Annotated in this window: 17 protein-coding genes; 7 read left to right on the top strand and 10 right to left on the bottom strand. The window is 66.4% G+C overall.

The genetic code is table 11. The features are described from left to right. The first annotated feature begins 186 nt into the window (after positions 1–186). Positions 187–1,728: a L,D-transpeptidase gene (locus QX126_RS04015; protein ID WP_315779459.1), complete on the top strand. Its 1,542-nt coding sequence runs from the start codon at positions 187–189 to the stop codon at positions 1,726–1,728. A gap of 56 nt (positions 1,729–1,784) precedes the next feature. On the opposite strand, the gene QX126_RS04020 is transcribed toward QX126_RS04015, so the two are convergent. Further along, positions 1,785–2,456 (bottom strand): hypothetical protein, encoded by a 672-nt coding sequence (locus QX126_RS04020; RefSeq protein WP_315779461.1) that lies wholly within the window; start codon positions 2,454–2,456, stop codon positions 1,785–1,787. Positions 2,457–2,716: 260 nt separating this feature from the next. On the opposite strand from QX126_RS04020, the gene QX126_RS04025 reads away from it, so the two are divergent. Further along, a complete protein-coding gene (locus QX126_RS04025) occupies positions 2,717–3,634 on the top strand; it encodes a PaaI family thioesterase (RefSeq protein ID WP_315779462.1) in 918 nt (305 codons plus the stop codon). A 24-nt stretch (positions 3,635–3,658) separates the two neighbouring features. Here the strand turns inward: QX126_RS04025 and QX126_RS04030 are convergent, their stop codons facing one another. Both QX126_RS04030 and QX126_RS04035 read right to left on the bottom strand, forming a co-directional pair. Beyond that, a complete protein-coding gene (locus QX126_RS04030) occupies positions 3,659–4,012 on the bottom strand; it encodes a DUF2200 domain-containing protein (protein ID WP_315758440.1) in 354 nt (117 codons plus the stop codon). A 131-nt stretch (positions 4,013–4,143) separates the two neighbouring features. Beyond that, positions 4,144–4,443: a hypothetical protein gene (locus QX126_RS04035; RefSeq protein WP_315779464.1), complete on the bottom strand. Its 300-nt coding sequence runs from the start codon at positions 4,441–4,443 to the stop codon at positions 4,144–4,146. Positions 4,444–4,663: 220 nt separating this feature from the next. On the opposite strand from QX126_RS04035, the gene QX126_RS04040 reads away from it, so the two are divergent. The 3 genes from QX126_RS04040 (at position 4,664) to QX126_RS04050 (ending at position 7,117) form a co-directional block, all read left to right on the top strand. Beyond that, positions 4,664–5,383 carry a RibD family protein gene (locus QX126_RS04040; RefSeq protein WP_315779466.1) on the top strand — a complete coding sequence of 240 codons (720 nt, stop codon included), beginning with the start codon at positions 4,664–4,666 and terminating at the stop codon, positions 5,381–5,383. Then, the gene (locus tag QX126_RS04045) at positions 5,376–6,653 is read left to right on the top strand and encodes an NAD(P)/FAD-dependent oxidoreductase (RefSeq protein WP_315779467.1); all 1,278 of its coding nucleotides are present in this window, start codon (positions 5,376–5,378) and stop codon (positions 6,651–6,653) included. Before QX126_RS04040 ends, QX126_RS04045 begins: the two co-directional genes overlap by 8 nt. 77 nt (positions 6,654–6,730) lie before the next feature. Continuing rightward, on the top strand, positions 6,731–7,117 hold the full coding sequence (locus tag QX126_RS04050; protein ID WP_315741223.1) for a VOC family protein: 387 nt from the start codon (positions 6,731–6,733) through the stop codon (positions 7,115–7,117). Positions 7,118–7,141: 24 nt separating this feature from the next. Here the strand turns inward: QX126_RS04050 and QX126_RS04055 are convergent, their stop codons facing one another. Next, positions 7,142–8,074, bottom strand: a complete 933-nt coding sequence (locus QX126_RS04055) for a LysR family transcriptional regulator (RefSeq protein WP_315779469.1) — start codon at positions 8,072–8,074, stop codon at positions 7,142–7,144. A 123-nt stretch (positions 8,075–8,197) separates the two neighbouring features. Between QX126_RS04055 and QX126_RS04060 the strand changes: the two genes are divergently transcribed. Beyond that, positions 8,198–8,551, top strand: a complete 354-nt coding sequence (locus QX126_RS04060; protein WP_315758446.1) for a protocatechuate 4,5-dioxygenase subunit alpha — start codon at positions 8,198–8,200, stop codon at positions 8,549–8,551. 2 nt (positions 8,552–8,553) lie between these two features. Then, complete coding sequence (locus QX126_RS04065) at positions 8,554–9,390, top strand: class III extradiol dioxygenase family protein (protein ID WP_315779471.1); 837 nt, start codon at positions 8,554–8,556, stop codon at positions 9,388–9,390. Between the two features lie 263 nt (positions 9,391–9,653). Here QX126_RS04065 and QX126_RS04070 read toward each other — a convergent pair whose 3' ends face one another. The 6 genes from QX126_RS04070 to QX126_RS04095 all read right to left on the bottom strand — a co-directional run bounded on the left by QX126_RS04070 (position 9,654) and on the right by QX126_RS04095 (position 18,721). Further along, positions 9,654–10,337, bottom strand: coding sequence for a PadR family transcriptional regulator (locus QX126_RS04070; protein WP_315779473.1), 684 nt, complete (start codon positions 10,335–10,337; stop codon positions 9,654–9,656). A 124-nt stretch (positions 10,338–10,461) separates the two neighbouring features. Then, positions 10,462–13,539 (bottom strand): efflux RND transporter permease subunit, encoded by a 3,078-nt coding sequence (locus QX126_RS04075; RefSeq protein ID WP_315779475.1) that lies wholly within the window; start codon positions 13,537–13,539, stop codon positions 10,462–10,464. 33 nt (positions 13,540–13,572) lie between these two features. Continuing rightward, a complete protein-coding gene (locus tag QX126_RS04080) occupies positions 13,573–14,688 on the bottom strand; it encodes an efflux RND transporter periplasmic adaptor subunit (protein ID WP_315779476.1) in 1,116 nt (371 codons plus the stop codon). Further along, positions 14,688–16,208: an efflux transporter outer membrane subunit gene (locus tag QX126_RS04085; RefSeq protein WP_315779478.1), complete on the bottom strand. Its 1,521-nt coding sequence runs from the start codon at positions 16,206–16,208 to the stop codon at positions 14,688–14,690. Before QX126_RS04085 ends, QX126_RS04080 begins: the two co-directional genes overlap by 1 nt. Positions 16,209–16,609: 401 nt before the next feature. Beyond that, entirely contained in the window at positions 16,610–17,530 is a 921-nt protein-coding gene (locus tag QX126_RS04090) for a PepSY-associated TM helix domain-containing protein (RefSeq protein ID WP_315776357.1), read from the bottom strand. Between the two features lie 477 nt (positions 17,531–18,007). After that, positions 18,008–18,721, bottom strand: coding sequence for an ABC transporter substrate-binding protein (locus QX126_RS04095; protein WP_315737110.1), 714 nt, complete (start codon positions 18,719–18,721; stop codon positions 18,008–18,010). Positions 18,722–18,778 lie beyond the last annotated feature (57 nt).

The raw sequence follows: 18,778 nt of genomic DNA on the forward strand, positions 1-18,778 counted from the left end.
GAGAGGCAGACCGGCGTGCTTTGAGTCTAATTTGTTGCCTGAGCCTGACACAATTGCGGCGAGGGCCTCGTGATTCGGGGACGCTTCTTCGCCTCACTTCACCCCAAGACTTGATCGAGCGTATAGATCGTCCTGCGCCGATCGCGCCGGCGCGGGCGGAACAGCAATGACGAATCGGGACAAGGCATGGTGACACGATCCACGGCGGCTCAGAACCTTGCAGCGATGCGGCGTCGCGGACCGGTCTTGATGACCCTTGCGGCCTTGGCGGCACTGGCGATGCCCAGCTCCGCGGCCAACGCGCGGCAGGCGCGCCCCGCGCCGGCGACCGAAGCGACGGCGCCGCGCGCGCATGGCGATCCGATCATGGCGATCGTATCGATCAAGGCCCAGAAGGTGACGTTCTACGACGCCGACGGCTGGATCTGGCGGGCGCCGGTGTCGACCGGCGTCTCGGGCCGCGAGACGCCGGCCGGCGTGTTCGCCGTGCTGGAAAAGGACAAGGACCACCGCTCGACGCTCTATGACGACGCCTGGATGCCGAACATGCAGCGCATCACCTGGAACGGGGTGGCGCTGCATGGCGGGCCGCTGCCCGGCTATGCCGCCTCGCATGGCTGCGTCCGCATGCCCTATGGCTTTGCCGAGAAGCTGTTCGACCGGACCTGGATCGGCATGCGGGTGATCATCGCGCCCGGTGACCCCGCGCCGGTCGAGTTCTCCCATCCCGCCTTGTTCGTGCCGACCGCAGAGGCGCTCGCCGCGGTGCCCTCGCGCGCCGCGACGCTCGGCCGCGAAGCCGAGGACGCCGCCAGGCTCGCCGACGAGGCCAAGGCGGCGGCTGCCGCGGCCGAGCGCGAGGCCAAGGCTCTGAAGGCGTCCTTGCGCAAGCTGGAGCAGGCCAAGGTGCGCAGCGAGGCCGAGCTCAAATTCGCCGACAGGAAGCTGGCCGCCGCCAAGACCGATCAGGCGAGGACGCTGGCCGAGGAGGCGAAGCAGAAGGCCGCCGCCAAGGCGACCGACGCGGCGGCGCAGCTCGAGGCCGCCAAGTCGGACGCGACCGCGAAGCTCGCTGCGGCGACCTCGACCAAGGATGCCGCCAAGGCGGCTGCGGCCAGGAAGGCCGATACGAGCAAGGCTGCGACGGACGCCAGGCTCGCGACCGAGCCGGTCTCGGTCTATATCAGCCGTTCCACGCAGATGCTCTATGTCAGGCGCAACACGCACAAGCCGGCCCCCGATGGCGGCGGCGAGGTGTTCGACACCTCGATCGAGGCGCCGGTGACCATCCGCGATCCCGACCGGCCGATCGGAACGCATGTGTTCACGGCGGTGGCGCAGAACGGCGCGGGGCTGCGCTGGACGGCGGTGACCATCGACGACGGCGACACCGCCAAGGACGCGCTCGACCGCATCACCATTCCGAAGGACGTGCTCGCGCGGATCGCGCCGACGGCCGTGCCGCGCTCCTCGATCATCGTCTCGGACGAGCCGCTGTCGAGCGAGACCAATTATCGGACCGAGTTCGTCGCGGTGCTGAGCAACCAGCCGCAGGGCGGCTTCATCACGCGCCGGCCGACGACCAATGTCGACGTTGCCAGCGGTGACGAATATGACGATGGCTTCGGCAGCTTCTTCCAGCGCAGCTGGGATGGCCAGCCCGTCGCGGCGCCGCGCCGTCGCGGGCCGCCGACCTATTACCGGCCGGTGCAGCCGGGCTGGTGGTGACCAGCCGGCCTAATGCCTGACCGCGATTCGCGGGTCAGGCCGGATGGCACTTCAACTCAGTTGCGGCCCGCGGGGATGACGCCGGGCCACTGCATCAGGAAAGGCTGCGGCTCGTGCTGCTGCGCCTCGGTCGCGCGCGCCACGCGCCTGACACGGTGAGGCCTGCGGGAGATCGAGCTGGTCGCCTCGCGAGCGGTCTCGATGCGTGCCAACTGCTGACGCATCTCGCCGGTGGAGGTCCGGAGCTGCTCGATGGTGACGTCGCTGTTCGCGGCCGCGGAGCGCAGCCCGCTCAGCTCGGTCGCCGCATCTTCCTGGGCGCCGCGGAGGCGGATCGTCTGGCGCTTCAGCAGCGCGAGATCGGATTCGATCTTGTCGGCCGTATCGCGGCGGCGCGCCTCGGTCTCGTCGGCGGTGGTGCGCAAGGCGGCCAGGCCCGTTTCGGCCGTGGTGAGGCTGGCGCGCAATTGCAGAAGCTCGCCGGAGGTGTCGCTCTGGCGGTCGCGCAGCTGGGCGGTCTCGGCCTTGAGCTGCGTCAGCTCCGATGTCAGGGCGGCGACGCGGGTCTCGAGCGAAGGCGCTCCGGTCCCGAAGGAGAAGCTGTTGGCGCCGCCGCTGCTCCACCACATCGCACCGGCGCTGGCTGCGAGCGCCAGGCTCAGGACAATTCGTAGAGAGGCCGTGCCGCTGCTCGGCGGGGCGTCCGGCGTCTTGGTGGGTCTGCGCATCGACAGGTCTCCGGGATTTGATGGAGACAATTATGATCATATTAAGGTTGCCAATGTTCTAAGCGCGCCGCGCCCGCGGAACATTTCATCCACGTAGTTTTGCGGGAATGCAGGCTCGCAGCCTTGAGTCGTGAGCACGATCGGCGGCGCTCAATCGTGCGGATGCAGGACGGCGATGATCCGGCCTGGATCGTCGGCACACAATTCGAATCCGTCGGAAAAGGCTTCGTGCGTCCTCGGGATCGTGATCTAAATCGCGCATGTCCAACATTCCGCCCATCGCCACACCGCCGGCATTCGACGAACTCGCCGAGGCCATCAGGCAGCGCCGCTCGGTCTATGGCCATATCAGCGGGCTAAGGATGGATCGCTTCGCGCCCGGTGAGGCCTGGTCGACCTTGCCCTATCGTCCGGTGTTCGTCGGCGACAGCGAGACCGGCGTCATCCATGGCGGCGTCGTCACCGCGATGCTCGACGAGAGCTGTGGCATGGCGGTGCAGCTCGCGCTCGACGGCAGCCGGGCGATCGCCACGCTCGATCTGCGCATCGACTATCAGAAGCCGGCGACCCCCGGTCTCGACATCAAGGCCCATGCGGTATGCTTCCGCGTCACCCGCTCGATCGCGTTCGTGCGCGCCACCGCCTATCAGGAGGAGGAGACCGCACCGGTCGCCACCGCGACCGCCTGCTTCATGATCGGCGCCAACCGCACCAACATGCTGACCGACCGGGCGGCCTTCGACGGCGCGCCACCGCCGCTCGACGCACCGGACGATCCGATGGGGCCGTTTCCCACCAGTCCGTTCGCGCGCTGCCTCGGCATCCGCTTCGCCGAGAACGACACGCTCGTGATGCCGTTCTCGCACCGGATCATCGGCAATCCCGTGCTGCCTGCGATCCATGGCGGCATGACGGGCGCGTTTCTCGAAACCGCAGCGATCGTCACCGTGATGCGCGAGCTCGGCGCCACGGCGCCGCCGAAGCCGGTCGGCCTCACCATCAACTATCTGAGGTCGGGGCGCGCGCTCGACACCGTCGCATCGGCGTCGATCGTCAAGCAGGGACGCCGCGTCGTCGCCTTCGAGGCCCGCGCCTGGCAGGACGATGCGACGAAGCCGATCGCCACCGCCTTCGGCCATTTCATGCTGCGGCAGGCGCCAGGGCAGGAGCAGGACTGAGGAAGATCGCGTCGCGAGTCACGATCAGGCCTTGCGCAGGATCTTGTCCATTGCCTTTCCCCGCGCCAGCTCATCGACCAGCTTGTCCAGGTAGCGGATCTCCCGCATCGTCGGTTCCTCGACATCCTCCACGCGGACGCCGCAGATCATGCCCTTGATCAGGGTCCGCGCGGGATTCATCGCAGGCGCCTGCGCGAAGAAGGTCTCGAAGTCCGTCTGACGTTCCAACCGGGTCTCAAGCTCGTTTTGGCCATAGCCCGTCAGCCAGCAGATCACCTGATCGACCTCTGCCTTGGTGCGTCCCTTCTTCTCGGCCTTCGCGACGTACAATCGGTACACGCTCGCGAAGCTCGTCGTGTAGATGCGGTGTTTTGCCATGCTGGCTCCATCGGATCGTAGGCGACGCATGTCGGGTCTGAGAGGGGCGACGGCGCGCCCGAAGCGCGTGCTTCATGTCCGCGTTCAGATCGTAATACAGCACGTTCGTTCGCACACGTCGGAAACGCGCGCTAGCCCGGCAGGGACATCGGAAACGACACCCCGAGCGACCACGCCAGGATCAGGCCGAGACCCAAGCCTTCGGCCAGCGGCGAGCACGTCCTGCGACCGACACAGCCGCCGATCACTCCGAACACGATGAGGAACAGCACGATCACGGGGATGATGATGAGCAGGAAGAACAGCCGCTTGAGGTCGAGCGCGACTGCCCCGCCCAGCAAGGCCAGGAAGGCGGCACGAATCCACACGGTGCGCCACAGCGCGGCGTGGCCGCCCTGGTTGGCGATGCTGTCGGCCAGCCTGCAGGGCACCGCGCCGTGCCCTGCGCAAACCGATGGCGTCTCGTCTGCGCGGCGCAGCGTCCATGATCGGCTCCGTTTCAATCCCAAAACTGGCGCAGGAACTCGTGCGGTTACAGCGACGGCGTAGGCGAGCGTTGCGGCCGCGATCGAACGAAACGCACGCCGTTTCGTTGACAACGCCGCCGAGGCGATATTCGGTGACCCCGTTCAGCGGCGACAAGGAGGATACATGAAACCGGAAGTCATCTGCCTGATGGCGTCGAGCGTCGACGGCCGGACATTGCCGAGCCGCTGGCGTCCGAAGGGATCGGGCGATCTGTTCGAGCAGGTGCATGACCAGCTCGGGGGCGATGCCTGGCTGATCGGCCGCGTCACCGGCCAAGAATTCGCCAAGGGCTCGGCCTATCCGGCCGAGACCACCGAGCGAATCCCGCGCACCCATTGGATCGCACGACGCGGCGCCAAGGCCTACGGCATCGTGCTCGATCCCCATGGCAAGATCTGCTGGGGCCGCGCCGACATCGGCGGCGATCCGATCGTCGTCGTGCTGACCGAGGCGGTGTCGGATGCGCATCTCGCGGGACTGCGCGGCGAGGGTGTCTCCTACGTCTTCGCCGGCCAGTCGAAACTCGATCTCTCACGCGTGCTGGAGATTGTCGCGCAGGAGCTCGGCGTGAAGCGCCTGCTGCTCGAGGGCGGCGGCGGCGCCAACGGCGCGTTTCTGCGCGCGGGTCTGGTCGACGAGTTCAACCTCGTTCTATGTCCGGCCGTGGACGGCGCCAAGGGGGCACCCAGCGTGTTCGATTCGACCGAAGCCGAGTCCGGCGAGCGCGCGCCGATCACGGCGATGACGCTCGAAAGCAGCACGGCGCTGGAGGGCGGCGCGCTGTGGCTGCGCTACAAGATCACCAACGGCTCGCCCTTGCCGGCCCAGGCAGGTCATGGCTGAGCGGCGAATGCACGTCATCGTCGTCGGGGGCGGTGCCGCGGGCCTGATGGCGGCGCGTGAGCTGGCCCGCGCCGGCAAACAAGTGACGCTGCTGGAAGCGCGCGACCGCTGCGGGGGGCGCATTCATCCGCTGCCCGCGAGCAGGTTTGGATATCGCGCGGATGCCGGCGCGGAATTCATCCATGGCGAGGCGCCGGTCACCCACGCGCTGATGGCCGAGGCGGGGCTCACCTCGACGCCGGTCGATGGCGCGCGCTGGTACGTGACGGACGGCGCGTTCTCGCGCGAGGATCCGGCCGATCGGCAGATGCGCCAACTGCACCGCGTGGCGCGGCAGCTCGATCAGGATATGACCGTCACGGCGCTGCTCGAGCGTCATTTCGCCGGCGCGGAGTTTGCCGCCCTGCGCAAGTCGGTGCTCGGGATGGTGCAGGGCTATGATGCTGCCGATCCTGGTCGTGCCAGCGTGTTCGCGCTGCGCGACGAGTGGATGGGCGGCGACCGCGGTGCTCAGGCACGCATCGTCGGCGGCTACGCGGCGCTGCTCGATCATCTCTTGGCGGAGTGCCGGGCGCATGGCGTGGCGATGCAGTTCGAGGCGGTGGTCCGCGCGGTGGAGAGCTCCGATGATGGCGTCGTCGTGCGCTGCGCCGACGGCCGCGCGCAGCGCGGCGATATCGTCCTCCTGACCGTGCCGCTGCCGCTGCTGCGGACCATCGCGCGGCCGCCGGCGATGCGCTCGCAACTGGCCGCAGCCGAAGCCATCGGCTTCGGCAACGTCATCAAGCTGCTGCTGCGCTTCGAGCGCCGCTGGTGGCGGGAGGCTCGGACCGAGAATCTTTCCGATATGCTGTTCGTGCTGTCCGATGCCGACGTGCCGGTGTGGTGGACGCAGCATCCGAACGATGATGCGGTGCTGACCGGCTGGCTCGCCGGGCCGCCGGCCGGCGCTTTCGTCGCGCTCGACGATGTCGCCTTGATTGAGTCGGGTCTCTCGGCGCTTGCGAGTATTTTCTCGCAGCCGGTGGACTCGCTGAGGCAGCAGCTCCTCGCGTCGCATGTCACGGATTGGGCGAAGGATCCGTTCGCGCGCGGGGCCTATTCCTATGCGACGCTAGGATCCCGCGAGGCGCAGGATACGCTTTCGCGCTGGGATGGCGGTCGTGTCCTGATCTCCGGCGAGGCGCTGTATCGCGGGCGCGACATGGGAACGGTCGAGGCGGCGCTGGCCAGCGGGCAACAGACGGCGCGGCGCATCCTCGCGATGTGATCGCGCGCCGCGCGCATGATGTTGCGCCCGTAGGCCCACGGCGCTAGCATTCGCCGATCACCATGGAAAGGATCGTCATGCTCGATCACGTCGGCTTCCCTGTCTCCGACTTTGTCCGCGCCAAGGCTTTCTATGCGGCGGCCCTGGCGCCGTTGGGTTACGTCCTGATGATGGAGATCACCAACGAGCAGACCGGCGGCCACGGTGATCACGCCGGCTTCGGCGACGGTCGTCCGGATTTCTGGATTGGCACCGGCGGGACGGCCGCGACCTCGACGCATGTCGCATTCCACGCCAAGGATCGCGCCACGGTCGATGCGTTCTATCAGGCGGCGATCGCGGCAGGCGGACGGGACAACGGCGCGCCTGGACTGCGGCCGCATTATCACGCGAACTATTACGGCGCGTTCGTGCGCGACGCCGACGGCAACAACATCGAGGCGGTGTGCCACGCGCCGGCGTGAGGGCCGCTCACCCCTCGGGATGAGTCACGCCATCACCGGCATGTGCTCGGCGGCCGCGGCCAAGCTCGGCGCGACCACGATATCGAGCTGCTGGCGCAGCCAGCGGTGCATCGGATCTTCGTGGTGGCGCAGGTGCCAGACCATGTACATCGGCATCGCCGGGCAGGGGACCGGCACCGGCGCCACCGCCAGGCCGCGCAGCATGTAGGCGCGCAGCAGGCTCGGCAGCGTCGCGATCATGCGGCTGCCGCGCAGGAACGGGCCGATGCCGCCGAAGCCCGGCACCTGCGCCGCGAACCGCCGGACGATGCCGCGCTCGGCCATGACCTCGTCGATGTCGAGCCGGCGCCGCGGCTCGTACAGCACCGTGACGTGGTCGCTGGCGAGATAGTCCTCAAGGCTCTGCGGCGGTTCGCGCTGGCCCGCATCGTAGAACACGCGATAGCTGTCCTCGAACAGCCGCTTCTGCAGGATGTCGCTGCCCTCGGGCGGGCGCGGCGTGATGATGAGCTGACAGTGTTCTTCGCGTAGCATCTCCGGCGTCGGTGCGCCGGAAGGGATGACGCGCAGGCTGAGGCTCGGCGCCTGCGCGCGGGCGTAGCGGAGCAGGGACGGCAGCAGCAGGTCGCGCTGCAGATCATTGGCCGCGATCGTCACTTGCGCGGAGATTTTCGCCGGCTCGAACGCAGCGGTGTGCGAGAAGCTCCGGAGGTCGTCGAGCAGAGCGCGGGCGCGCAGCGCCAAGAGCTGCGCATGCGCGGTCGGCACGATGCCACGGCCAGACTTCACGAACAGCGGATCGCCGGTGATCGCGCGCAGCTTGTCGAGCAGATGGCTGACGGCCGACTGCGTGACGCCGAGCCGCTGCGCAGCGCGGGTGACCGAGCCTTCCTCGATGACGGCGAGCAAGAGCTGCAGCAGGTGGCCGTCGAGGTCCAAATGATCGAATTGGCTCATGGATCGGATCGGTCGCGCGGCCTTTATTGACGGTGTCTGCCAGTGATACTGGCGGGCACGAACGGCGCCGCGTTTGATCCAGATCAAGCGCGGCCGTCCGAAACACGACCAGGGGAGGCTCAGATGTCCACCACGTCAGCCCGGCAGCCCGTGCCCGGCACCACCATCTTCGACGGCGAGCAGGCCCGCAAAGGCTACGCGCTCAACAAGATGTGCTACTCGTTCAACGATGCCGCCAACCGCAAGGCGTTCGTCGCCGACGAGGACGGCTATTGTGCCAAATATGGCCTCAACGCGCAGCAGCGCGCGGCGATCAAGAATCGCAATGTGCTCGAGCTGATCGAAGCCGGCGGCAACGCCTATTACCTCGCCAAGTTCGCCGGCATCTTCGGTCTGGACATGCAGGACATCGGCGCGCAGCAGACCGGGCTGACGAAAGAGCAGTTCAAGGCCAAGCTTCTGGCGGCAAGGGGTTGATCATGGCGAAGATCGTAGGTTGCATCACCACGTCCCACGTTCCGGCCATCGGCGGCGCGATTGCCAAGGGGTTGCAGCAGGACCCGTATTGGAAGCCATTCTTCGACGGTTTCCCGCATGTGCGCGAATGGCTCGCCAAGGCCAAACCCGATGTGGTCGTGCTCGTCTATAACGACCACGGCCTCAACTTCTTCCTCGACAAGATGCCGACCTTCGCCGTCGGCGCGGCCGACAGCTATAGCAATGCCGACGAAGGCTGGGGCATTCCGCAGACCGCGCCGTTCAAGGGTGACAGCGAATTGTCCTGGCATTTGATCGAGCATCTGGTGAAGGAGGATTTCGACCTCACCACCTGCCAGGAGATGGTGGTCGATCACGCCTTCACGCTGCCGATGGCGCTGTGCTGGCCCGATCAGAAATGGCCGGTGCGGGTGGTGCCCGTGGTCGTCAACACGGTGCAGGCGCCGCTGCCGTCGGCCGCGCGCTGCTACAGGCTCGGCCAGGCGCTGGCGCGGGCGATTCAATCCTGGCCGAAGGACGAACGCGTCGTCGTCATGGGCACCGGCGGCCTGTCGCATCAGCTCGACGGCGAGCGCGCCGGCTTCATCAACAAGGATTTCGACGAGAAGTTCATGGCCAGCATGGTCGACGATCCCGCCTGGGCGACGAAGTATTCGACCACCGAGCTGGTCGAGCTGTCGGGCACGCAGGGCGTCGAGCTTCTGAACTGGATGGTGGCGCGGGGCACCCTGCCGGAGAAGGTGCGCAAGGAGCATTCCAACTATCACATCCCGATCTCCAATACCGCGACGGGATTGATGGTGCTGGAGCCGGTGTAGCGGCTCCAGCGGGGTTTTTGGTGCGGAAGGTGATGACCGAGAGCTATTCCGCCAACGACCATCACGCGGTATGGGTCCCGGCTCAAGGCCGGGACGACAGCAGTGTGTTTGGCACGACCGCGCCACATCACCGGTTTCGTCCCGTCGAACGCCGGGACCCATACCGCGGATGCTATCGAGGAACGTGACTGTCAGCGTCTGTGCGGCGGCGAGCACGGTCTCGATGCCGGCCGCTACGCCTCCGCCCGTGGCGGATGTTGATGTCAGCTCGCCGCGTTGTCGTCGTCGCCCTGGATCTCGGCGATGGCGCGGGTCAGGATGCCGCTGACGCGCTTGGCCTCCTCGTCGCTCCAGCCGGGGCGGTGCATCTTGAGCGCCATCTTCAGGGTCTGCACCGTCTGCAGCACCTGCTCCGGCGGGCGCATGCCGCCCATGGTGCGGGCCATGATGCGCAACCGGCTCAGCAGGCCCTCGATCGCCGCCTCGTCGTCCTTCAGCGCCTGGCGTCCGGCGTCGGTGATCGCGAACAGCTTCTTGCCGCCCTCGGCCGAGGCGGCTTCGATCTGGCCCATGTCCTCGAGCAGGTTGAGGATGGGATAGACCGAGCCGGGGCTCGGCGAGTAGGAGCCGCCGACCAGCTGCTCGACCGCCTTGATCAGCTCGTAGCCATGGCGCGGCTTCTCGCCGATCAGCCACAGCAGCAGGCTGCGCAGGTCGCCGGGGCCGAAGAAGCGACCGCCGCCGCCCCGTCCGAACTCCTCGCGGCCGCCGCGGCGGCCGCGCTCGAACAGGCCGGGTCCTCGCGGGCCGAAGCCGGGACCGCGGCCGCCGAGGCGGACGTCCTCGCAGGCCTCGCCGAAGCCATGCCCGCCGCGATGGCCCCAGCCGCGCTCCTCGCGATCATCGTCCCAGCCACGACGCCCGAATTTCCAATGATGATGTCTCATACGATATCTCCGTTTCATATAAACGATATATCGTTATCGTCTTACGTTTGTCAACATCGATCGCTTCGGTTGCCTCGGCCTTTGATTTAAGTGCATGAGTTAAAAAGTATTTTTACCGCGCGTCTTACGTTGTCGCTTCCGCCGTATGAGCCGTTGCCGCCGGTTCGGTCGCCGTGCCGCGATGAGCGATCAGCGCATAGGCGACGGGGACCACGAACAGCGTGAACAGGGTGCCGATGGCGAGCCCGGTGGCGATCACCAGGCCCATGTTGAAGCGCGACACCGCGCCGGCACCGCTCGCCGTGATCAGCGGGATCACGCCGAGCACCATCGCCGCCGTCGTCATCAGGATCGGCCGCAGCCGGACTGTGGCCGCCTCGATGATCGCCTCGGTGCGATCCTTGCCCCGCTCGCGCAGCTCGTTGGCGACCTCCACCATCAGGATGCCATGCTTGCTGACGAGGCCCATCAGGGTCACGAGGCCGACCTGGGTGTAGATGTTGATGCTGGCGCCGCCGATGCCGAGGCTGATGAAGATCAGCGCGCCGGCCAGCGACATCGGCACCGACACCAGGATGATGATCGGATCGACGAAGCTGTTGAACAAGGCGGCGAGCGCCAGGAAGATGATGATCAGCGCGAACACGAAGGTGGTGACGAAGCCGCCGGATTCCTGCTCGAGCTGTCGCGACGCGCCGCCATAGTCGATCGAGTAACCCGATGGCAGCGACTTCGCGATCTCCTTCAAGGTGGCGAGCGCGTCGCCCATCGCGATGCCCGGCATCGCCACGCCGGAGATGGTTGCCGCATTGATCTGCTGGAAGTGATTGAGCGACTCAGGGATCGTCTTGCGCTCGAGCCGGGCCACGGTCGACAGCGGCACCATGGCATTGCCGCTGGTGCGGATCGAATAGTCGAGCAACTGACTGTCGGTGAGGCGGTCGTTCTGCCGGACCTGGGGGATCACCTTGTAGGAGCGGCCCTCCAGGCTGAAATAGTCGAGATAATTGCCGCCCAGCATGGTCGCGAGCGCGCCGCCGAGATCGCTCATCTTGAGGCCGAGATCGGCGGCCTTGTCGCGATCGAACACCACGGTGGTCTGCGGCTTGTCGATCTTCAGATCGCTGTCGAGGAAGATGAATCGGCCGCTCGCCAGCGCCTTGGCCATGAAATCGCGCGACACGTCGTTGAGCTCGCCGAACGCGCCGGTGGTGCCGATCACGAACTGGACCGGCAGGCCGTTGCTGCCCGGCAGCGGCGAGGGCTGGAACGCCACCGAGCGGGCGCCGGCGATGCCGTTCAGGAGCTGCTGGAATTCCGGCTGCAGGGTCTTGGTCGTCGCCTTGCGCTGATCCCAGGGCTTGAGAACCCAGCCGCCGATCACCTGTGTCGAGGTGTCGATCTGGAACACGGTGCGCGTCTCCGGGCGCTGGGCGATCAAGCCATACAGCTGCTGGCCGTAGAACTGGCGCTGCTCGAGCGTGGCCGAGGGCGCCGAATTCGTCAGCGACAGCACGATGCCCTGGTCCTCGTCCGGCGCAAGCTCGCTGGTGGAACTGACATAGAGCCAGGGAATCATCGCGAGCAGCAGCAGCGCGAACACCACCACCACCGGCTTGGTCGCGAACACGCTTTCGAGCCAGCGGCGATAGAAGTGGGCGAGCCGTTCGAGCACATGGTCGATCGTCCTCACCAAACGCGCCTCGAACGTGGTGGCGTCGCGCTCGGTCCGGCGCAGCAGCCAGGCGCAGTTCATCGGCGACAGCGTCAGCGCGATCACCGCCGAGACGGTGACGGCGCCGGCGAGCGTGAAGGCGAACTCGGTGAACAGGGCCCCGGTCAAGCCGCCCTGGAAGCCGACGGGCACGTAGACCGCGATCAGGACCACGGTCATCGCGATGATCGGGCTCGCCAGCGCCCGCGCCGACTGGATCGCGGCTTCGACCGGCGGTACACCCTCGTCGATCAGGCGGTGCACGCTCTCCACCACGATGATGGCGTCGTCGACGACGAGGCCGATCGCCAGCACCAGGGCCAGCAAGGTCAGCAGGTTGATGGAGAAGCCCATCAGCAGCATCAGGCCGAAGGTGCCGATCAGCGACAGCGGAATGGCGATCACCGGGATCAGCACCGAGCGCCACGATCCCAGGAACATGAAGACGACGACAATTACGATCCCGATCGCCTCCACCAGCGTATGGATCACCTCGTCGATGGACGAGTTCACGAAATCGGTGGAGTCGTACAGGATCTCGCTGGTGATGCCGTTCGGCAGCTGTCGCTGCAGCTCCGGATAAACGGCCTTCACGCCGTTGATGACGTCGAGCAGGTTCGCCGTTGGCGCCACCTGGATGCCGATGTAGACCGCGGTCTTGTCGTTGAAGCGCGTCGCGCTGTCGTAGTCGTCATTGCCGAGCGTGACATTGGCGACATCGCGCAGGCGGATGATGGCGCCATTGACCTGCTTGACGACGAGATTGCGGTATTGCTCCAGCGAATGCAGATTTGTCGCGGCGGCGAGGTCGACCTGCACGAGGCGGCCCTTGGTGGTGCCGAGCCCGGAGATGTAGTCGTTGCCCGACAGTGCCGTCGACACGTCGGTCGCGGTCAGGCCATAAGCCGCGAGCTTGTCGGGGTCGAGCCAGGCGCGCAGGGCGAATTTCTTGGCGCCGAGCAATTCGGCGGTCTGCACGCCGGAGACCGCCTGCAGCTTCGGCTGCACCACGCGGGTGAGGTAGTCGGTGATCTGGTTCGGCGCCAGCACGTCGCTGGCGAAGCCGATATACATCGAATCGATGGTCTGGCCGACCTTCAAGGTCAGGGTCGGCTGCTGCGTGCCGGTCGGTAGCTGGTTGAGCACCGAGTTCACCTTGGCGTTGATCTCGGTCATCGCCTTGCCGGAATCGTAGTTGAGCCGCAGGTTCACGGTGATGGTGCTGCTGCCGGTGACGCTGGTCGACGTCATGTAGTCGATGCCGTTGGCCTGGGCGATCGCGTTCTCCAGCGGCGTCGTGATGAAGCCGGCGATGATGTCGCTATCGGCGCCGGCGTAGGCCGTGCTCACCGTGACGATGGCGTTCTGCGTGCGCGGATATTGCAGGATGGCAAGCGTCGTCATCGAGCGCAGGCCGAGCACCAGGATGAGGGCGCTGACCACGAGCGCCAGCACCGGCCGGCGGATGAAGATGTCTGTGAAACGCATGGTGATGACTCTGATGGGCGCGGGCTGGCCGGACTATTGATCGACGACATCCGGCGCGGCTTCCGCGACCGGTACGTGTGAGTTGTCGATTCTCACCGGGCTGCCGTTGCGCAGCTTGATCTGTCCCGCGATCACCACCGTCTCGCCCGGCTTGATGCCGTCGGTGATCGCGATCCGGTCGCCCTTGGCCGGCTTGCTCTTGACGAACATCTGCCGCGCCTTGCCCTGGCCGTCCTTGAGATCGTCGACGACGTAGACGAGATCGCCGTAGGGGTTGCTGACGATTGCCGTCAGCGGCAGCGTGACGAGCTGCTCCGGGCTGCCGGTCGCGATCTCGACCTTGGCGAACATGCCCGGCAACAGTCGGGCGGCCTCGTTGTGCAGGGTGGCGCGGACCTGGACGTTGCGGCTGGTGGAATCGACCTTGGCGTTGATCGCCGAGATCTGGCCGGTGAAGCGCTCGGATGGGAAGGCATCCACCGTGATGGCGACGTCCTGGCCGATCCGAATGTCGGCGAGCGACTGCTGCGGCAGATAGAAATCGACGAAGATCGGATCGAGGCTCTGCAGGGTGACAATGGTGGTGCCGGCGCTGAGATACTGCCCGAGATCGACGGCGCGGATGCCGAGCCGGCCGGCGAAGGGCGCCTTCAGGGTCTTCTGCTCGACGATCGCCTTCTGCTGCGTCACGAGCGCCTGCGCGTTCTTCAGATTGGCGCGGTCGCTGTCGAGCGTGGCCTGGCTGACGGCGTTGAACTTGATCTGCTCCTCGTCGCGTTTGACGACGATGGCGTAGTTCTCGGCGGTGGCCTGCAGCGATTGCAGCTTGGCGACGTCGTCGGTCGCCACGAGCTGCAGCAATTGCTGGCCGGCTTCGACGGTGTCGCCCGAATTGAACTGGATGCCCTGCACGATGCCTGCGGCCTGCAGCGCCAGATCGGCGCCGTTGACGGCGCGCAGCGAGCCGACCGCGGTGAGGTTGGAGCGCCATGGAGCGGTCGCCGCAACGACCGTCGAGATCGTCTGCGGCGGGTTGGCCATGGCGCCGATCGCCTTGGCGATCATGATGCCCTTGAATGTCTGAAAGCCGTAGAGGCCGCCGAACAGCACCGCCATGGCGGCCAGCATGATCGTCATGCGTTTCTTCATTACATTGCTTCCTGGGTCGTACGATTGGGACCGGCGAAGTAGCCGGGATTGGCGCGGGGCAGCGCCGCCGGGGTCTCGTCCTGGCGATTCCACCAGCCGCCGCCGAGCGCCTGGAACAGCGCCGCGGTGTCGGTGAAGCGCGTGGCCTGCGACTTGATGCGGGAGACGCGGGCGTTCAGATAGGATTGCTGCGCGTTGATGACGTTGGCGTAGGGCACCGCGCCGCTCTTGAATTGCTCGACCGCCATGGCGAGACTGTCGGCGGTGGCCTTCTCGGCGGCGGCCTGGGCCTTCAGCGCCTCGGCGTCGTACTGGATGGCGCGGAGCGAATCCGCAACGTTCTGGAACGCGGTGATGACCGTGCTCTTGTAGAGCGACAGGTCCTGCTCGAAGGTGGCGACGTCAGCCTCCTTGGTGTGATACAGCGTGCCGCCGTCGATCAGCTTCTGGCTGACGCTCGAGGCCGCATCCCACACGATGGTCGTCGGCGAGAACAGCCGGCCCGGTCCGCTTGCGCCGTAGCTGCCCGACAACGTCACCTGCGGCAGCAGATTGGCGACGCCGACGCCGACCGTCGCTGTGGCCTGGTGCAACGTAGCCTCGGCCTGCCGGATGTCCGGACGCTGCCGGACGAGCGAGGAGGGCAGTGACACCGGCAGCTTGCGCGGCAGCCGCAGCTCCGCGAGGGTCACATGCTCGCCGCGGTCCTGGCTCGGCAGCCGGCCGAGATAGGCCATCAGTTGATTGCGTTGCTGCGCGAGTTGCTTCTGCAGCGGCGCCAAGGTCGCCTTGGCCTGCGCCAGCGTCGCCTCCTGCGCCAGCACGTCGGACTTGGAGATGGCGCCGACATCAAACTGGTGTTGGATCCGGCCAAGCTGGTCGGTCTCGGCCTTGATGATCTCCTCGGTCGCTGCGATCTGATCGCGCAGCGAGGCGTCGTTGATCGCGGCGGTTACGACATTGGCGGTCAGCGCGAGATGCGTCGCCTCCAGCTTGAACGCCTGGTAGTCGGCCTGCGCCTGCAGCGCCTCGACCTGGCGTCGCGTGCCGCCCCACAGATCGAGCGCGTAGCTGACGCTTACCGACGTGCCATAGAGCGTGTAGAGCGAGGTCTGGCCGGGCCATTGCCCGCTCTGTGTGGTGGAGGCCTGGGTGCGTTCGGCGGATCCGCTCGCGCTCAGCTGCGGAAACAGCGCGCCCTGTTGCGACAGCGCGTTCTCGCGCGCAGCACGCAGCGCCAATTGCGCGGCTTCGATGTCCGGGTGGTTGCGAATCGCCTCCTCGACGAAGGCGTTGATCTGCCGGGAATGAAACAGCGCCCACCAGGTGCCGGGCAGATCGCCTCCGGGCGCGAAGCTCTGCACATTGCCGCCCGGCGTCGAGGCGCTGGCGGTCGCGGCGAGGCGTCGCTCGGCGACGTAACCGGTCGCGACCGGCGCCTCGGGGGACATGAAGTCCGGGCCGACGGCGCAGGATGCGAGCAGCACGCTGCAGCCAAAAAGGCCGAGCGGGACGGACATCGCGCGGCCTGTCGGGACCCCCCTCAAACGCGCGGGAAACATTCGGACATGATCGGACATAAAACTAAACCGTTTCGTTTTCCATCGGGACCATGCGGGGCAGCACAGACGTAGTCAAGTCACGTTGATGACAGGGCGGTGATGCGCACAGCTTCGTCCTGTGCGGCGCCGGTGCTCGCTTGCACCGGACGGGCGCATCAAATTTTTGAGGTGAGAGTAGACAACGCGCCGCTTCCATTTCCGCAGCGGTCGGGCAGCGACGTCGTTCTTGTCACAATGATCGAAAAAGGTCTGCCGCCGAGCTCGCGCGGCGCGGGCCGGCCTTTGGCGAAGCAGCGTGCGAGACGGAGTTGGAGGCCGGCTCGCGGCGTCGAGCCGGCTCCGTGGACGGTCGCCGCTCGTCAGGACGGCATCGAGGATGCGACCACCGGCTTTGCCAGCACGGTGCGCGCGCGATTCGGGCGCCGCAGCCGGCGCTGCGCCCAGATCAGCACGCCTGTGATCAGCAGTGCGAACAGCGCGATCGAGATCAGCACGTTGGCCGCGCTGCCGATCAGCGACCAGTTGCCTTCGTGCAGCAGGCGCGGCCAGTTGCGCGGCAATGCGGAGAGCCCGTCGGGCGTCACGGCATAGGCCCTGAGCTCATCGTCCTCGATGATCCTCGCCATCATCCGCCCGCCGCGATTGCCGATCGAGTTGACCGACGAAAGGTCGTGGTCCCTGGAGACGATGCTGACGGCGTCAGGCAGCGAGATGCGCTTGGCTGCGGTGGGCGGAGCGCTGCCTGCGAAGGTCAGGCCGAGCTCGAGACAGAGTCCGGTGAGCGGGCTGAGCAGAATCAGAGGCAGCGTGAACCAGGCCGTGCCCTTGTGCCAGCCGGACAGCGTGTTGCGCAGCCGCGGCAGTCCCATCAGGATGCCGATGATCATGATGCTGACCATTGCGATGGTCGAGATCAAGGTGAGGCCGGGGATTCCGATCAGATGCTCGTGGGTCCTGCGCGCCCACAGGAAGACGCTCGCCATCGCGGGCTTCTCGACCGCGGCGCCGGTCGTGATGTCGACCTCGGCGCCCGGCGTACCCTGCAAGGTGAGGTGCTGTGTGGACGCATCGATCGACAGGCCGCGTGCCTTGCCGTCGGGATCATGCTGCTTGATCAGCGCGATCACGCGCGCCGGATCGACGCTCTGCGGCTTGACGGCAGCGACCTGCGCCATCGGCTCGAAGGAGAGGATCAGTCCGGTCACGATGATGACAAGCAGCGGCAGCGCGAAGACGAGGCTGATCCAGCGGTGAAGTTTGAGCAGAAGCTGCTTGTTCATGATCGTCTCCAAGTATTCGCCAAGTGATCGTCGAGTGATCGTCACACACACGAACGACGCGGCGTGACTGTTGTCCGCAGGCGCTCACTCCGTAGTTTCAGATCGTTTCTTGCTGGACGACGCTGCGAGATCAGTCCGCCGCCGTTGCGCTTTCATTAGCCGAGCGCACCACTCATACGAAAGGAGATAACTATTAATTTTAGGTCATGCGCCGTTTGATCGGCGTCAATGCGGCGAAAGCAAATCGGTGTCTATGCAAATGATGTCAATTCACGACTGACGTTTCTCGGTGACCGGCTGAAACGAGATAGCGGCGGTATCTCAGGATGACGCGCTCATCTCGGACTTCAGCGCGTCATTGTGAGAGGCCCTTGGCGATGCGCTTCGCTTCTCACGTCGGTGTCGCACTGATCCGCAGTCTGTCGCTGTCCGATGCGGAGAACACCGCGATCCCCGGCGGCACTGCGCGCCGACGCGTCAGGGCGATTTCCCTGGCGACACAATGCCCTTCAGTCCGGCGCGCTCAGCAGCGGCGCTGACGAGGCCAGACGACTGGATCTCGGCCGTGAAGCTGCGCAGGAAGTCGAGCCCGGCGTCGCGGCCCCTGGGGATCGCGATGGCGTGGCGCTCCTCGCCCCAGCGCCCGTCGAGCACGCGCGATCCTGGCACCTGCTCGGCGATCTCGAACAGCGTCGCCTTGTTGGTGGCGAAGGCATCGATCTGGCGGCTCGTCAGCATGGCGACCGCATCCTTCAAGGTCGGCGCCCGGACCAGCGTCGCGTTCTTCAGCTCGCGCCCGAGCGTCGCATCCGACGTGCTGCCGGTCGTGACGCCGATCTTGCGGCCGCTCGCGTCGACATCGCCGGCGTCGGAAAGCGGGGAGCCGTCGGGCACGAGATACCCAAGCTCGATCTCGAGATAGACAGGACCGAAATCCATCTCCTTTGCGCGCGCCGGCGAAGCATTGGTGAAGGCGACGTCGACCGCGCCGGTCTTGACGGCCTCGAGCACCTCGGCGTTCTTGGCGAACACGACCGGCTCGTAGTCGACATGGAGCTGGCGCGCCATTTCCTTGCCGATGGTGTAGCCGACGCCGCGGGGATTCTCGGTCCCGTCGGGCAGGATCGATGTCGGCGTGCCCGGATAGAGTCCCGCGCGCAGATGTCCGGTCGGCGCGAGAGTGCGTGCCACGTCGACATCAGCGGAATAGCTTCGAACCGGAGCGAGCGTCGCGCACGCGACGAAAGC

It is taken from the genome of Bradyrhizobium sp. SZCCHNPS1003, assembly GCF_032381555.1.
Classification (GTDB): domain Bacteria; phylum Pseudomonadota; class Alphaproteobacteria; order Rhizobiales; family Xanthobacteraceae; genus Bradyrhizobium.

What these genes read in the sequence shown, in the direction of transcription:
- QX126_RS04015 (WP_315779459.1), top strand. Translation starts at nt 187, where the DNA reads ATGGTGACACGATCCACGGCGGCTCAGAACCTTGCAGCGATGCGGCGT.
- QX126_RS04020 (WP_315779461.1), bottom strand. Translation starts at nt 2,456, where the DNA reads ATGCGCAGACCCACCAAGACGCCGGACGCCCCGCCGAGCAGCGGCACG.
- QX126_RS04025 (WP_315779462.1), top strand. Translation starts at nt 2,717, where the DNA reads ATGTCCAACATTCCGCCCATCGCCACACCGCCGGCATTCGACGAACTC.
- QX126_RS04030 (WP_315758440.1), bottom strand. Translation starts at nt 4,012, where the DNA reads ATGGCAAAACACCGCATCTACACGACGAGCTTCGCGAGCGTGTACCGA.
- QX126_RS04040 (WP_315779466.1), top strand. Translation starts at nt 4,664, where the DNA reads ATGAAACCGGAAGTCATCTGCCTGATGGCGTCGAGCGTCGACGGCCGG.
- QX126_RS04045 (WP_315779467.1), top strand. Translation starts at nt 5,376, where the DNA reads ATGGCTGAGCGGCGAATGCACGTCATCGTCGTCGGGGGCGGTGCCGCG.
- QX126_RS04050 (WP_315741223.1), top strand. Translation starts at nt 6,731, where the DNA reads ATGCTCGATCACGTCGGCTTCCCTGTCTCCGACTTTGTCCGCGCCAAG.
- QX126_RS04055 (WP_315779469.1), bottom strand. Translation starts at nt 8,074, where the DNA reads ATGAGCCAATTCGATCATTTGGACCTCGACGGCCACCTGCTGCAGCTC.
- QX126_RS04060 (WP_315758446.1), top strand. Translation starts at nt 8,198, where the DNA reads ATGTCCACCACGTCAGCCCGGCAGCCCGTGCCCGGCACCACCATCTTC.
- QX126_RS04065 (WP_315779471.1), top strand. Translation starts at nt 8,554, where the DNA reads ATGGCGAAGATCGTAGGTTGCATCACCACGTCCCACGTTCCGGCCATC.
- QX126_RS04070 (WP_315779473.1), bottom strand. Translation starts at nt 10,337, where the DNA reads ATGAGACATCATCATTGGAAATTCGGGCGTCGTGGCTGGGACGATGAT.
- QX126_RS04075 (WP_315779475.1), bottom strand. Translation starts at nt 13,539, where the DNA reads ATGCGTTTCACAGACATCTTCATCCGCCGGCCGGTGCTGGCGCTCGTG.
- QX126_RS04080 (WP_315779476.1), bottom strand. Translation starts at nt 14,688, where the DNA reads ATGAAGAAACGCATGACGATCATGCTGGCCGCCATGGCGGTGCTGTTC.
- QX126_RS04085 (WP_315779478.1), bottom strand. Translation starts at nt 16,208, where the DNA reads ATGTCCGTCCCGCTCGGCCTTTTTGGCTGCAGCGTGCTGCTCGCATCC.
- QX126_RS04090 (WP_315776357.1), bottom strand. Translation starts at nt 17,530, where the DNA reads ATGAACAAGCAGCTTCTGCTCAAACTTCACCGCTGGATCAGCCTCGTC.